General features: G+C 31.6%; 12 protein-coding genes. 9 read left to right on the plus strand and 3 right to left on the minus strand.

All coding sequences use genetic code 11. The features are described 5' to 3' along the window. The first annotated feature begins 14 nt into the window (after nucleotides 1–14). From AAEO59_RS09610 to AAEO59_RS09630, 5 genes are all read left to right on the plus strand, one after another. Nucleotides 15–2,075, plus strand: coding sequence for a TonB-dependent receptor plug domain-containing protein (locus AAEO59_RS09610; RefSeq protein WP_341700522.1), 2,061 nt, complete (start codon nucleotides 15–17; stop codon nucleotides 2,073–2,075). Nucleotides 2,076–2,101: 26 nt separating this feature from the next. Next, nucleotides 2,102–2,704, plus strand: a complete 603-nt coding sequence (locus AAEO59_RS09615) for an HmuY family protein (RefSeq protein ID WP_341700523.1) — start codon at nucleotides 2,102–2,104, stop codon at nucleotides 2,702–2,704. A gap of 231 nt (nucleotides 2,705–2,935) precedes the next feature. Then, complete coding sequence (gene ffh, locus AAEO59_RS09620; protein ID WP_341700524.1) at nucleotides 2,936–4,303, plus strand: signal recognition particle protein; 1,368 nt, start codon at nucleotides 2,936–2,938, stop codon at nucleotides 4,301–4,303. A 152-nt stretch (nucleotides 4,304–4,455) separates the two neighbouring features. Then, entirely contained in the window at nucleotides 4,456–5,337 is an 882-nt protein-coding gene (locus AAEO59_RS09625; protein WP_341700525.1) for a bifunctional 5,10-methylenetetrahydrofolate dehydrogenase/5,10-methenyltetrahydrofolate cyclohydrolase, read from the plus strand. 231 nt (nucleotides 5,338–5,568) lie between these two features. Beyond that, nucleotides 5,569–6,495, plus strand: coding sequence for a magnesium transporter CorA family protein (locus tag AAEO59_RS09630; protein ID WP_341700526.1), 927 nt, complete (start codon nucleotides 5,569–5,571; stop codon nucleotides 6,493–6,495). Nucleotides 6,496–6,538: 43 nt separating this feature from the next. Here the strand turns inward: AAEO59_RS09630 and AAEO59_RS09635 are convergent, their stop codons facing one another. Continuing rightward, nucleotides 6,539–8,776 (minus strand): response regulator, encoded by a 2,238-nt coding sequence (locus AAEO59_RS09635; RefSeq protein ID WP_341700527.1) that lies wholly within the window; start codon nucleotides 8,774–8,776, stop codon nucleotides 6,539–6,541. Nucleotides 8,777–8,959: 183 nt separating this feature from the next. Between AAEO59_RS09635 and AAEO59_RS09640 the strand changes: the two genes are divergently transcribed. The 4 genes from AAEO59_RS09640 to AAEO59_RS09655 all read left to right on the plus strand — a co-directional run bounded on the left by AAEO59_RS09640 (nucleotide 8,960) and on the right by AAEO59_RS09655 (nucleotide 13,995). Further along, nucleotides 8,960–11,503 (plus strand): TlpA family protein disulfide reductase, encoded by a 2,544-nt coding sequence (locus AAEO59_RS09640; protein ID WP_341700528.1) that lies wholly within the window; start codon nucleotides 8,960–8,962, stop codon nucleotides 11,501–11,503. A 146-nt stretch (nucleotides 11,504–11,649) separates the two neighbouring features. Continuing rightward, entirely contained in the window at nucleotides 11,650–12,264 is a 615-nt protein-coding gene (locus tag AAEO59_RS09645) for a hypothetical protein (protein WP_341700529.1), read from the plus strand. A 7-nt stretch (nucleotides 12,265–12,271) separates the two neighbouring features. Next, complete coding sequence (locus AAEO59_RS09650; RefSeq protein ID WP_341700530.1) at nucleotides 12,272–12,568, plus strand: winged helix-turn-helix domain-containing protein; 297 nt, start codon at nucleotides 12,272–12,274, stop codon at nucleotides 12,566–12,568. A 53-nt stretch (nucleotides 12,569–12,621) separates the two neighbouring features. Further along, the gene (locus AAEO59_RS09655) at nucleotides 12,622–13,995 is read left to right on the plus strand and encodes a DUF4153 domain-containing protein (RefSeq protein ID WP_341700531.1); all 1,374 of its coding nucleotides are present in this window, start codon (nucleotides 12,622–12,624) and stop codon (nucleotides 13,993–13,995) included. Nucleotides 13,996–14,041: 46 nt separating this feature from the next. Here the strand turns inward: AAEO59_RS09655 and rluF are convergent, their stop codons facing one another. Together rluF and AAEO59_RS09665 are read right to left on the minus strand one after the other, a co-directional pair. Further along, nucleotides 14,042–14,851 (minus strand): 23S rRNA pseudouridine(2604) synthase RluF, encoded by an 810-nt coding sequence (gene rluF, locus AAEO59_RS09660; protein ID WP_341700532.1) that lies wholly within the window; start codon nucleotides 14,849–14,851, stop codon nucleotides 14,042–14,044. Between the two features lie 78 nt (nucleotides 14,852–14,929). Continuing rightward, nucleotides 14,930–15,778: an alpha/beta hydrolase gene (locus AAEO59_RS09665; RefSeq protein ID WP_341700533.1), complete on the minus strand. Its 849-nt coding sequence runs from the start codon at nucleotides 15,776–15,778 to the stop codon at nucleotides 14,930–14,932. Nucleotides 15,779–15,791 lie beyond the last annotated feature (13 nt).

A 15,791-nucleotide genomic window follows, 5' to 3' on the forward strand; every position in this document is an offset into this window, starting at 1 on the left:
ACTAAATAAAAATAATGAGACAATTATTTACACCATTAATAAGCTTGTTTTTTTGCGGAATTGCTTTTGGGCAAATGAAAGATAGTATTGCAGTTGAAGAGAAATTAGCTGAGGTGGTTGTAACAGGAACCAGAACTCCAAGAACATTGTCAACATTGCCATTACCAATGACAGTTATATCATCAGAAATGATATTAAAGTCAGGTGTAAGCAGGTTAAATGAGATTTTAAATGAGCAAACGGGAATTATACTAATTCCTGACGAAAGTGGTTTTGAAGGGATTCAAATGCAGGGTTTAGATGCTGCTTATACCATGGTTTTAATTGATGGTGTTCCGCTTGTAGGGAGAACTTCTGGTGTGCTCGATTTGTCAAGAATTGCAGTAGGAAATATAGAAAGAATCGAAATTGTAAAAGGAGCTTCGTCAGCTTTATACGGTTCTGAAGCTATGGGTGGAGTTATTAATGTAATAACTAAAAAGCCTAAAACAGATCGTTTAGACAGTACCCATTCGTTCCGTTACAGTTCTTTTGCTACAAATGATGCCAATGCCAATGTGATTTGGAAAAAAGAAAATTTTGCGGCCAACTTGTTTGCTAATTTTTATTCAACTGATGGATATGATTTGGATAAAAGTACTTGGTTAAAGAATATTGAAAAATTCCATAATACTACCATTCAACCTAAGTTGTTTTATGATTTTTCAGAAAATCTAAGACTTATTGTCAGCAATCGTTTTTATAGTCAAAAGATGGATAATAAGGCTGTAATCGAATCTGAACAATATAAAGGAGATGCTACTGAGAAAGAATGGAATTCGCAACTAAAATTAGAGCATAAATGGAATTCTAATATTGCTTCAGAATATGAATTTTATTTGACTAATTATAAAAACGATGCTTTTTTAAACGATGAAAATAATGTGGTTTTTGAAAAATCCTATTATAATCAATGGCTTTTTAGACCTGAGGTCAGAACTACATTTTCAATTAATGATCATAAGATAACAGCAGGGATAGGTTTGAATCATGAAACTTTGGACCGGACTTATTTTTCTGAAAATGTAACGTTTAATTCTCAGTATGCTTTTGTACAATTCGATTATAATCCAATAGAGAAATTGAATATTCTGGCCGGTTTTAGATATGATAATCATAGTGAGTATGCCTCACAGTTTAGCCCAAAATTAGCGGCTAATTATATAATCACAGAAAATTTGTCCTTGAAAGCTTCGGTAGGATACGGTTATAAAGCACCTGATTTCCGTCAATTGTATTTTGATTTTACTAATTCGGCCGTGGGATATACGGTTTTAGGTTACAATATAGCTGAAGAGCGTTTAAAAGAATTAGAAGCTCAGGGGCAACTCAATGAAGGGACAATTAGCACCAATTTTAAAAACCCTTTAAAAGCAGAAAGTGCTGTTAATTTCAATTTTGGCTCTTCATTCAAAAGAAACCAATTTAAAGCAGATGTAAATGTTTTTTACAATTCGATTTCAAATTTGATTGATACTCGAGCGGTAGCTCAAAAAACAAATGGACAGAATGTTTTTAGTTATTTTAATTATAACAAAATTTTCACCTATGGGCTAGAGAGCAATGTCACTTATACCTTTAGTAAAGCAGTAAGCCTCTCCATGGGCTATCAATATTTAATAGCTAAAGATAAATCTGTGATTGATGATTTTGAAGATTTTCAGTTTGTTAGACCTTCAGGATCAGGAACCCTAAAAATAAATAAATCAGATTATGTAGGATTGTTTAATCGATCGAAACACACCGCTAATCTTAAGTTTTTATATCATATTCCTAAATTAAAGACTGATATCCATTTGCGTGTTTTTTACAGAAGTAAATATGGAATCTATGATACTGATGGAAATCAGATTCTGGATCGTTATGACAATTTTGTTAATGGTTATCTACTCACGAATTTATCTATTTCTAAAAAAATTCATGATAAATTAATACTTCAAGCTGGAACTAATAACTTACTGGATTATACAAATCCTGATCAGATTAATAATCTTTCCGGAAGACAAATTTTTACAAGAATTCAAATCAATTTTTAATTAATAATTATTTAAACACTTTTACAATGAAAACAAATTTTTTAAGATTTTCACTTTTAGCATTCATCCTTTTTATAGCTTCCTGTAGTAATGATGATAAAGAGGATACAGTTGCAGAGGTTGAAACACAAACCTTTTCTAATCTTGATGCCACTAGTAGTTCTGATTTTACCAAGTTCAGTTTTTCAAAAAATGCAGTTGTAACTGATGATAGTTGGGATATTGCTTTTAAGGGAACCACGATTCTTGTCAATGGTGGAACAAAAATAGGTATTACAGGAGAACCTGATAGGACAGGAGCTGCAGCAGTAAGTATCGTTTCAGGGACATTTGCAGAGGTGAAAGAATTTCCTTTGGCAAGTACTTTTGCTCAAGATGCTCAGGGAGTTTATGCAATTCCTACTGGTAGTGGCAATGGCTGGTATTCTTATAATTCTTCAACGCATCTTATTTCACCTATTGCAGGAAAAGTATTTGTAGTGAAAACACATGATGGCAAATATGCAAAATTTGAAATCTTAAGCTATTATAAAGATGCACCGCTAACACCAGACCCTTTGGATTCTGCATCTACTAGATATTATACGTTTAAATTTGCTTATCAGGCAAACAGTACTACAACATTCTAAGGAAATGATTGTTTTTTTTAATGACTTATTAAATTAATGGCAACAGTTCATTAACTTAATCACTTGGTTTTTTTTATTTTTTTTTGTCAAAAAGAGGTTGGATTTTTTCAGCCTCTTTTTAGTTTTTTATTACTCGGCATTAAAAGCTAAACTTCTGTAAACTTTGTTACTATGCTACTTTGAACCTTTACAACTTCTTAGTATATTTGCAACTTCAAAAAAAATAATACTATGTTCGATAATTTAAGCGAAAAATTAGACAAAGCTTTTCATATATTAAAAGGTCACGGTAAAATTACCGAAGTTAACGTAGCCGATACTTTAAAAGAAGTACGTCGTGCTTTACTAGATGCCGACGTGAATTTTAAAATTGCTAAGGATTTTACAGCAAGAGTAAAAGATAAAGCGATTGGTCAGGACGTGTTAACTACTTTACAACCAGGACAATTATTGGTTAAATTAGTAAAGGATGAGTTGACAGAATTAATGGGAGGTGATGTGGCCGGAATTAATCTTCAGGGTTCACCTACGGTAATTTTGATGTCTGGTTTACAAGGTTCTGGAAAGACTACATTTTCTGGAAAATTAGCTAATTATCTTAAAACAAAAAAGAATAAGAAACCACTTTTGGTTGCCTGTGATATTTATCGTCCTGCGGCAATTAATCAGTTGCATGTAGTCGGACAACAAATAGGTGTTGATGTTTATTCAGAGCCGGATAATAAAAATCCTGTTGTTATTGCCGAAAATGCAATTGCTTTTGCAAAAGCTAACGGATTTAATGTGGTTATTGTCGATACTGCCGGACGTTTAGCTGTTGATCAGGAAATGATGGACGAAATTGCTCGTGTTCACGCTGCAATCAAACCACAGGAAACTTTATTTGTGGTGGATTCGATGACAGGACAAGATGCGGTAAATACAGCAAAGGCCTTCAACGATATCTTAAATTTTGACGGGGTTATCTTGACAAAATTAGATGGTGATACTCGTGGTGGAGCCGCTTTATCTATTAAATCAGTAGTTAATAAGCCAATTAAATTTGTAGGTACCGGAGAAAAGATGGAAGCTATTGATGTTTTCTATCCGGATCGTATGGCTGAGCGTATTTTAGGGATGGGAGACGTTGTTTCCTTAGTTGAAAGAGCGCAGGAACAATTTAATGAAGAAGAAGCCCGTAAATTACAGAAGAAAATCGCGAAGAACGAATTCGGTTTTGACGATTTCTTAGCTCAGATTCAGCAAGTGAAGAAAATGGGTAACATGAAAGATTTGGTAGGAATGATTCCAGGTGCTTCTAAAGCCATGAAAGATGTTCAAATTGAAGATGATGCTTTCAAGCATATTGAAGCGATTATCTATTCGATGACTCCGGCTGAAAGAAAAAAACCTGCTTTGATTGATGTAAAGCGAAAAAATAGAATCGCTAAAGGTTCTGGAACAAAAGTGGAACAGGTGAATCAATTGATGAAGCAGTTTGACCAAATGAGCAAAATGATGAAGATGATGCAAGGGCCAGGAGGAAAAAACCTGATGAAAATGATGGGGAATATGAAAGGAATGCCGGGTATGCCAGGAGGTATGCCAGGAATGAAATAGTATTCAGATTTTAGATTTCAGTTTGCAGAAAGCAGTTTACAAAAGGCTTCCAGTTTTAAAAACACAATTATAACAATAAAGAATTATTCGGTTTTAGTTTTAGAGAATTTTACTTTTAACTTAGAACCCATAACTCATAACTAAAAATAAAAATGCAAATACTAGACGGAAAAAAAACTTCGGAAGATATTAAAAGAGAAATTGCTGCTGAAGTACAACAAATGAAAGCCAATGGCGAAAAAGTACCTCATTTAGCAGCAGTAATTGTGGGTAATAACGGTGCAAGTTTAACTTATGTAGGAAGTAAAGTGCGCTCTTGTGAGCAAATTGGCTTTGATTCTACTTTAGTGGCTTTACCGGAAGAAACTACAGAAGAGCAATTATTGGCAAAAATTAAAGAGTTGAACGAAGATGATAATTTAGATGGTTACATCGTTCAGTTGCCTTTGCCAAAACATATCGACGAGGAAAAAATCCTTTTAGCAATTGATCCACAAAAAGATGTTGATGGTTTTCATCCAACCAACTTTGGACGTATGGCTCTGGAAATGGAAACTTTCTTACCAGCAACTCCATTTGGAATTATGGAATTGTTAGAGCGTTACAAAGTAGAAACTTCTGGGAAGCATACTGTAGTTATTGGTCGTAGTCATATTGTAGGACGTCCAATGAGTATTTTAATGAGCCGTAAAGGAAATCCTGGTGATTCAACGGTTACTTTGACTCATAGTCGTACTAAAAACTTAGCGGAGTTTACTAAAAATGCCGATATCATTATTACGGCTTTAGGAGTTCCTGAATTCCTAAAAGCAGATATGGTAAAAGACGGAGTAGTTATTATTGACGTGGGAATTACTCGTGTTGAAGATGCTACTAACCCTAAAGGTTATGTAATTAAAGGTGATGTTGATTTTGATGGTGTAAGCCAAAAATCGTCTTTCATTACTCCTGTTCCAGGTGGAGTAGGACCAATGACAATCGCGATGTTGTTGAAAAATACTTTATTGGCACGAAAAATCAGAAGTAGAAAATAAGCGACAAAATATTTTCAAAAGAAAGCCTTAAACGAAAGTTTAGGGCTTTTTTTATATTAAAAAAACTATAATTTTTTTTTAAAGCGCTATTGTTACAAGATTTAAACAATACTTTTGTACCACTTTTAAAAAACAATCCTTCTAATGGACGATTATTATTCGGAATTACTATTTTAATATAGCATTTGAAACATTATTCAAAATGCTATTCAACCCTTATAGCATTTTATAATGAGAACATTTTATCAAAATAATGACGGATTAGTTAAAATTGATACCTGGAGATCTAACTGCTGGATCAATATTGAATGTCCAACCGAATCAGAAAAAAAATACCTGCTTGATGAACTTCAGATTCCCGAAGCGTTTTATAACGATATTGAAGATATTGATGAAAGACCGCGTATTGAAATTGAAAATGGCTGGACACTAATTATCATAAGAATTCCGGTAAAAAGCAATGATGTTAAATTGCCTTTTCAAACTATTCCGGTTGGGATTGTTTTTAAGAATGAAATTTGTGTGAGTTTGAGTTTTTATAAAACAGATATGTTAACTGATTTTGTAAGCTACACTCAAAAAAAAGGAATTAATATAAAAGATCATTTTGATTTAGTGCTTCGCTTACTATTGTCTTCCAGTGTTTGGTACTTGAAATATTTAAAACTGGTGAATCAAAACATTAAAAAGGCTGAAGATAATTTAGAAAAATCCATCAAGAATGAAGAATTACAGGCACTTTTACAAATTGAAAAATGCTTGGTTTTCTTTATGACTTCGTTGAAAGGGAATGATATTTTGCTACATCGCATTCGAAATATAAAATCTCAAAAAGAATATTTTGATCCTGAATTATTAGAAGATGTCGAGATTGAATTGCGTCAGGCACAGGAAACTACTAATATTTATAGCGACATTTTAACGGGGACAATGGATGCTTATGCTTCGGTTATTTCTAATAATATGAATATTATTATGAAGCAGCTTACTTCTGTTTCGATTATTTTAATGATTCCAACATTAATTGCGAGTTTGTACGGAATGAATGTTCCTAATAATTTAGAAAATAATCGCTATGGAGTGTGGATTGTTATTTCTGTTTCATTTTTGTTGTCACTGTTAGGAGTGTTTTTGTTTAAAAGAAAGCGATGGTTTTAAAAATATGATGAAAAATCCAGAATGAAAGTTCTGGGTTTCTTGTTTATATTGTAATATGTTGTCTCATTTGTTTGGCAATTGTTTCTTCAAGATTACTGAGGACAATGGGTTTGCTGATAAAGTCGTCCATGCCATTAGCAATGGCTTTGTTTTTATCTTCATCAAATGCGCTGGCAGTTACAGCGATTATTGGTACATTTTTCAATAGGTATTTAGCCATCGAATGTATTTTTTGAGTGGCTTCAAAACCATCCATTTCAGGCATATGTAAATCCATAAAAATAATGTCATAATCGTATTTTTCAAAAAGCTCCACAGCTTCAAGTCCGTTATTGGCTATATCTGCAGGAATATCAATTTTATCCAATAACTTTCGTAGAACTTTTTGATTAACTATGTTGTCTTCAACAATGAGCGCTTTTTTTATTTTGTAGTTATCTGACTGCGTAATAGAAACTAAATCAGGTTTGAGATTAGTGATTTTTGTGTTTATTTGAAATGGAATGTAAAAACTAAAACTAGATCCGCCTTCTTCTAGCGCTAATATGTTCAATCTGGAACCTCCCATTAATTGGATTAATTGATTTGAAATAGTTAACCCCAAACCAGTTCCTCCGTATTTTCGAGTGGTTGTTAAGTCGGCTTGTTCAAAGGCCAGAAGTAATTGTTCTGTTTTTTCTATATCAATCCCGATACCTGAATCCATAACCCGAAAATTGATATGTTGAGTATTTTCTTTTTGCTCAATACAGCTTATTTCTAATGTAACTTTTCCTTCCGAAGTAAATTTTATAGCATTGTCTAATAGATTGATTAGTACTTGTTGGAGCCTTAGATTATCGGCCAGAAGATTGCTGTTTATTTTTTGGTCAAAATTAAAAAGTAGCGCTATATTTTTATCCTTAATTCGGTATTCGAATAAACGAATGAGTTTAGATAATTCTTTTTCTAAATGAATAGGATAGGTTTCCAATTTCATTTTTCCGGCTTCCATTTTAGAATGATCTAAAATCATATTGACGATGCCTAATAAATGATTAGCACTGTGTTCTGCAATTTCTATATATTCAGTTTGGTCGTTGTTAAGAGGACTTGTTTTTAAGATGTTCAACATGCCAATAACACCATTCAATGGTGAACGAATTTCGTGACTCATATTGGCCAAAAATTGGGTTTTGAATTTTGCGGTATTGTTGGCTGCCTCTGTATTTTTTTCAAGTGAGATAACATTTTCGGCTAGTTTCTCTTTTAATATTCTATAGCTGGTAAATAGGTAATCAATTTCCTTGATAGATGATTTTTCATTAAGACTCGATTTTGTGTTTTTGAAATTTGAAAAGATAAAATTCGAGATATCTAAAGAAAGGGATTTGATGTCTTTAGTGAAATATTTTGAAATGTAAATACATAGAAATAAAGCGATTGCAATCATTAAAACAGACTGCCCTAATTGAAAATAGAATAACTGTTTTTTTAAATCATTGATTCGGTTTTCGTTTTGGGAAATTATTTGATTAAGGTTAATTTCTATTTGTTCATTAAGTTGATTAATTTTTCCGTTGAGTCCTGTGTCATGAGTTTGACCTAATTGGTTACTTATAAGTACTAACTTATCAAAATAGGATTTATATTCTTTGATGATTTGTTTTGTTTTTGAATTGATTTCACCCGATGCAATTGTTGTATTATAAAGTTCTTGAAATTTATTGATATAATTTTTTTCAGAGCGTAAGAGATAATCTTTTTCATGACGTCTAAATTGAAGAATAGTTGATGACGTTAAATATCCTTTTTCTTCAAGATCATGTGCTTTTTCTCGCATTTTACCTTCAATTCCATAATCTTTGAAACCTCGTATAAGCGCCAGTTTTTTGTACAATTGAATCGTAATAATCAATTGGTCAATTTTATTAAATAAGTAGGCTTGTGTATTACTGTCAACTTTTATACGTAGGTCTTGAGATTCTTTAAAAATTTGGTTAATATCATTTCTTTGTTCTTTAAGATTAGTAATGTATTGTTTTAAATCTTTTTGATTTTTATTGATATAAAATCCTTCTTCTTTATATCCATAAAGTAAAAAGTTCTGAAAACGCTTGATATTGGCACTAAAATCCTGTGAAATCCGATAAGATTGATAGCTAAAATTATTGAGGTTGTCGATTTTTCGATCTATTGTAAGATAAGTTAGGAACCAAACCAGAATTAGAAAAATCATCGCTGAAAATGATATAAAGATTTGGACTCTAAAATCACGAACTTTTGGGACTGAAAATTTCAATGGTATTTTTTAAATACAAAATTATAGGCTAACACATGTTCTTGTATTAATTGAATGGGATGAAAAAGTTAATTTATTGTAATGATTAATTATATCTATAAATACAAATTACCCTACAGTACAGGATACTGTGTAAGATAAATCTTTTTAACTTTCGGGACTATTAACAAGCTATCCATAACCATGAAAAAAAATCTTATTGTATTAATGTCTTTGATGTTTGTGATTTCTGTCTATTCACAAAAAATCATTAAAAATCCTAAAACGGGTTTTTCTACAGTTCCTTACTTATTTATTAATAATATTGAAATGACAGATTCAATGACAGTTGTTTCATTTCAAATTTCTCAATATTCAGGTTATAAGTTTTCCATTCCAAAGAAAACGTATATCAAAGATGTTTTAAAAGATGAAAAGTTATTTATCAAAAGTGCCGAAGGTGTTTCGATGAAGGGAGTTAATGTAGTTCCGGAATCAGGTGTTTTAAATTATAAATTGATATTTGGAAAATTAGATAAGTCAGTTACTAAAATTGAATATGGTGAAGCAAATGATGGAGGGGATTGGTTTATACACGATATTGCATTACAGGATGTACCTAATCCATCAGGTATTAATAAGGAATTAGAAGGAAATTGGTTTAATACTAATAATGGAAACTGGGAAATAGGCTTTTTTGATAACAATGTAGTTTATAAAAACCAAGTTTGGAACTATGAAAAAGTAACTTTAAAAAATGGTAATGGATCAGTAAGGCTTAGCAATAAAGACAAAAATGTGACTTTGCTTGTTAAAAAAGGAAAAGAAGGAAGCTATTTTATAGGTGAAAATCTTAAATCACTTAATGCTTTTTCGAACTCTTTTACGGATGAACTATTAAAAACAATTCCAAAAGATGTAGTTTATGAAATGCCTGTTTTTAAATCTGATTCAGCAACATATAGCGGATATATAAAGAATTATAGTCCTAAGGCCGCTGTAAAAACTATCGCGATTCATATTGATGATATTATCACCGGAGCGCAAAATACTTTTGTGGCACAAATTAATAATAATGGTTTTTTCTCTATAAAGCTTCCGTTGTACTATCCACACGAAGTTTGGGTGCGTTCTTCTATTTTTAATGGTTCGGTTTATTTGGAACCAGGGAAAGATGTTTTTCAACTATTAGGGGATAGACAAACGATTTTTATGGGGGAATCAGCCAGAATAAACGCCGATTTATTAAGAACCCAAAATGTAAGACGTTCGGATTATGAAGATATGATGCGTATTATTTTAGATATGAATCCGCAAGACTATAAAATATATTGTCAAGGCATAGCTAATAAAAAAATGGAGTCATTGGAATCTATAAGAAAATCAAATGCCATTGGCAGCAAAGCTTATCAAATAGGAAAATTGGAAATTGAATACAATGCTATTGCTCAGATGATGAATTATCAGCGCGATAAAGAAACTGCTTTTCGATTAAAAAATAAAATACCAAATAATCAAATGGAAATCAGCCTAAAAAAAGATACTCTTACTGCTGATTATTATCAATTTTTGACAGATGATGTTATTAATAATCCATTAGCGGTAATTTCTACGCATAGTTACCAAAATGTTATTAATAGCTTGCAGTTTTTAGATTTATTAAGATTAGGGAATTTTTCAAATTCGTTTTTAGAAACCGCTGATGAAATCGAAAAAAGTGGTTATTCTTTAACTAAAGAAGAACAACAATTATTGATTGATTTTAAAGATGTTGAAGCATTTCAAAATCGACCTGCTCAAAAAGAATTTGAGAAAAAATATGGGGAAATAAGTGCTTCTTTTTTTACCAAACACCAAAAAATAATTAAAGAAATAAGAAAAGATGGTATTTACAATACTTCTGATTTAGAAGCGTATTTAATCAAAAATAATATCCCAATTTCAAAAGAAGAAAAAGATTTTATAAAGGCAGAAAAAAGATTAGCAAAAGAGACATCTCCGGAACAAATTAAGAAAAATTTTGCTGTATATGAAGCGCTTAATTCTTTTTATCAAAAACATCAAATTCTTTTGAGTCAAATTTATAATGAGAAAAGAGCTGCTTTCAGAAATAAAAAACTAGCTGAACTATTTACTATCAAAGAAGGTTTCGCAACCGATATTATGAAGTCTCAGGATATTTGTAATAAAGTAGTGGATCAGCTTACTCCTTTGTCTCAAGAGGAATTAATACGACAACAACAATCCATACAAACTCCTTTTATTGCAGATTATATTAAAAAATGTAATAATGAATCATTGGCAAAAATTCAAGTAAATAAATTGAAAACGGGTTATGTGCTTAACGAAACACCAAAAACGGAAGCTGATAAATTATTTGCCGAAATTATGAATAAATATAAAGACAAGCTTGTTTATGTTGATTTTTGGGCCACTTGGTGTGGGCCATGTCGTTCTGGAATTGAGCGTATCAAACCTTTGAAAGAAGAGATGAAAGATAAAGGTATTGTCTTTGTTTATCTTACTAATCAAAGTTCTCCAGAACAAACTTATTCAGCTATGATTCCAGATATAAAAGGGGAGCATTATCGATTATCAACCGACGAATGGAATTATTTAGCCGCAAAATTTAATATATCAGGGATTCCACATTATATGTTAGTGAGTAAGGATGGACAAGTTATCAATCCAAAGTTAGGGCAACATTCTAATGAAGAATTAAAGAAAATTTTAGAGAAGGAGTTGTAAAAAATAGTTAAGACAATGTATTCCCAACAAGAGTTTTCAAATGAATTTCTTTTGTTGGGAATTTTATTTTAAAAATAAAAATTGCTCATTTTTTGTATTGTTATTCAAAAATAAAATATAACTTTGTGTTTCAAAGTACTTTAATTATGAATCAGAAGCATCAAGAAGATTTAATGCATATCCGTTCCATGATGGAACGTTCTTCCCGATTTATTTCCCTGAGCGGACTTTCAGGTGTTTTTGCTGGACTTTCGGCACTTATTGGCGGTTTGTATGCGTGTCAATTATTGGAAAAAGAAGGTGTTGGCTATTTTGAAAGCAATGAAGTTGAATTTTCACATGACTTAATTCTGCAACTCATAATTATTGGATTGTTGATTTTTGTTTCTGCTTTAGGCTTTGGTATTCTTTTTACAGTGCGAAAAAGTAAAAAAAATGATTTGCCTATCTGGACTTCAACAACCAAAAAGATGTTGTTCAATTTAGCTATTCCATTAGTTGCCGGGGGAGTTTTTTGTCTGGCTTTACTTTATCATCAATTCTTTGTTTTGGTTGCTCCTGTTACTTTAATTTTTTATGGTTTAGCATTAGTTAATGCTGAAAAATATACTTTTTCAGATATTAAGTATTTAGGTTTTTGTGAAATCCTTATTGGATGTATTTCTCTTTTTTATTTAGGATACGGTTTGTTGTTTTGGATTTTTGGTTTTGGTATTTTGCACATTTTTTACGGATTAGTAATGTTCAAAAAATACAAATAATTTACCAATGGGAATGATAGATCAGTTAAATAAGGATTTTGAAAGTCGGGTCAGATTAGGTATAATGTCTGTACTGATGGTCAATGACTGGGTTGATTTTACTGAAATGAAATCGCTTTTGAATATTACTGACGGTAATTTAGCGAGTCATTCTACCGCATTGGAAAAAGCGCAATATATTGAAGTAAAGAAAGAATTTGTAGGTAAGAAGCCTAAAACTTCCTATCGTGTTACTCAAAAAGGGCGCGAAGCTTTTAAAGCTCATTTAGATAGCCTTGAAATATTGTTGAAATCGAATAGTTAAAAAATTTTTATCAATAAACTTTGAAACACAAAGTACTTTTAAATTTATTTATTATGAAAAAAATCCATTTTATTTTGCTCAGTAGTCTGATTTTTACACTTTTATTTTACAATGAAGAAGTAGGGGTGAATCTGGCTCTTTTTGGCTTAGCTTTAGTAGCTTTTATTTGTTATTTCTTTCAGGAAAAATTTTCGCAAAGGCTTCATCTTTTTTTGGTAATTACGTCGGTTTTATCCTGTTTTGCTTTTGCCTGGTATGGTGATTTTGTTTCTTTTTTAGCATTATTTCTTTCAATTGTTTTTTTGCAATTTAAAGTTCAGGATTCCAGTCTTAAGTTGGTTCAGGTTTTTCCATTGATTTTTTTAAATGGAATAACAACTTTGGGCCGTGTTTTTATGTTTTCTCAATATTTACCTAAGCGAAAAGTGAATAATAATTTGGCCAAAAAACTCATTGCATATGGAGTAATTCCAGCAGTTTTTTTAGGTTTGTTTTTTATAGTTTACTCTTATGGCAGTAATCATTTTTCATCGCTTTTCACAGATTATTATTTGGATTTGGATGTTTGGCATCTTGTTGTAATTGCCATTTTGGGTTTTTACTTTTCCTTTACTTTTTGGAATTATTGGATTCCTGAATTTTGTTACGAAAAGAACAGCCTTTTGGATAATGATTTTAATAAAAACGAGAAGATAGAAGCAGTTTCTTCATTTTCTTTTTTGGATATCGATTTTGAAAGGAAAAGTGGTGAGATTACGTTGTTTTTATTAAATATTTTACTTTTTGTTTTTATAGCAACCTATAATTACGAACAGTTTTTTGAGGTAGTTCAAAAATCAAATCTTAGTGCCGATACACACGAAAGAGTCAATGCGGTTATTTTTTCGATTATAATGGCAGTAGGTGTGATTTTGTTTTATTTCAAAGGTGGATTTAATTTTGATGCAAAAGCAAAATCGCTTAAAAAATTAGCTAAAATTTGGATTGCTTTAAACGGAGTTTTGATTGTTAGTGCATTAATTAAAAATGCAGAATATGTTTCATATTATGGTTTGACTTATAAGCGATTAGGTGTTTATGCCTTTTTGATTTTGGCTTTGATTGGTTTGTTTTTTTCTTTTATAAAAATCATCAGGCAAAAAAAAAATTTTTACTTATTCAACCAAATGGTTTGGTATTGTTATGGAACAATTTTATTATGTAGTTATGTGAACTGGGGGGATTTAATTACCCGATATAATATTTCTGTTATTAGAGGAGTAGAAGTACGGTTTTTAAGAAGTTTAGAGTATAATCATAAAGCATTTAATGAATATTTGAAATTACATCCCAAACAAGGAGAGGAAAAGAGCTATGAAATTGAAAATCATCGAAATGATTCTTTTTTGTCTAAAGCGCTCTATTATGAGTTCGTAGAAGTAAAATAAGTTAAAAAAATCCCATCTGTTTTAAAACGAGATGGGATTTTTGTATTTAAGAGTTTCTTCTTCTAAACTTTGGATCATCTTTTTTGATGAATTCTGTTCTTCGTTTTGGAGTTTCCGTTTTAGGTAAACTCGCTTCTTCTGTTTTGCTCGAAGGAGCGATGAGTTGGTTGAGTTCTTTAATTTCGGCATCGGTCAATTCGCGGTAGCGTCCCACAGGAACATCCAGTGAAATATTGATGATACGGATGCGTTTTAATGCCGTTACTTCATAACCTAAATACTCACACATTCTTCGGATTTGGCGGTTTAAGCCCTGTGTCAGAATGATTTTGAAAATGTATTTGCTTATTTGTTCCACCTTACATTTTCGGGTTACAGTGTCTAAAATAGGCACGCCATTACCCATTCTTTGAATAAAACGATCGGTGATGGGTTTGTTTACTGTTACGGTATATTCTTTTTCGTGATTGTTTCGGGCACGTAAAATTTTGTTAACGATATCACCATCATTTGTCATGAAAATCAAGCCTTCGGAAGCTTTGTCTAATCGTCCGATGGGGAAAATTCGTTTGGGATAATTGATATAATCTACAATATTGTTGCGAACGTCTAAATTGGTCGTACATTCAATTCCCACAGGTTTGTTGAATGCCAGATAAATTGGTTTTTCGCTTTTTTCATGAATTAATTTTCCGTCAATACGTACTTCGTCATTAGGGCCAACTTTCGTTCCTAATTCAGGGACAGCCCCATTAATGGTCACGCGACCTTCTTCGATAAATTTATCGGCTTCACGACGCGAACAAAAACCGGTTTCGGCAATGAATTTATTAAGACGTTTTAGATTTTCTTCCATGCTGCAAAAGTAAGCAATTTGAAAATGCGATGATTTGTAATTTTGAAAATGTTTAGAATCTATTTCCGGTAATTGTTTTTATTTTTTTGGAAATAAAAAAGCCGCAATTTTTTGGTACAATTCTTCATCATGAAGTTTGTGGCCTAAACCTTTTGTTTCAATAAATTGGACATTTTTCCAAGATTGAGCAATTTTTTTTCCTTCTTTGAATAGTACGATGCGATCTTCTATATCGTGAGCCAGGAATCCTTTAACTTCTATTTTTGAAGCAAATTCATGTGCGCTAAATTCGTGTAAACTTTGTTTTAAAATGTTTACATATTTATTTTCTAAAGCTTTTACGATCTTATTGTTTAAGCTAAGAAGCGTAATAAAATTATTAAATATAATAGTGAAATCACTTGGAGCTCCCAGAATAACCATTTTTTGAATATTGGGATTTTGATATTTGTATTGGTAATACAAACAAGTTTTTCCACCTAAAGAATGTCCGATGATGTAGTCTATTTTATGTTTTTTTGCAACGATATCAATAAATTCGGCATATTTTGGAACGGTGAATTCTTTTCCGCTTGATAATCCCTGAGCAGGACCATCAATTGCAATTATGGTACTGCCGGATTGCTTCAGGTGTGCTAATGTTTTTTTCCATCGGGATGAATTGCTTTCCCATCCATGAATTAATAAAATGATGGTTTCATTCCCTTTCCAAATATACGTTTGAATCGATTCGCCATTGTTCGAAATTGTCTCGAGCTGGGCTTCTTCTAAAAATTTTGGGATTTTGTTTTTTTTGAACTTTCCTTTTCTGGGCATACTAAAAAAGCCATGCGCAATTTGAATTGCTTTTTCAGGAAAGATAAAACTCAATAGGTTAAGGTATAAACCAATTGATTTAGTAAATATAAAATAAAGGGCTTTCTTCATAATAAAAAAGTCC

Origin of the sequence: Flavobacterium flavipallidum, from assembly GCF_038289905.1 — a bacterium.
GTDB lineage: Bacteria > Bacteroidota > Bacteroidia > Flavobacteriales > Flavobacteriaceae > Flavobacterium > Flavobacterium flavipallidum.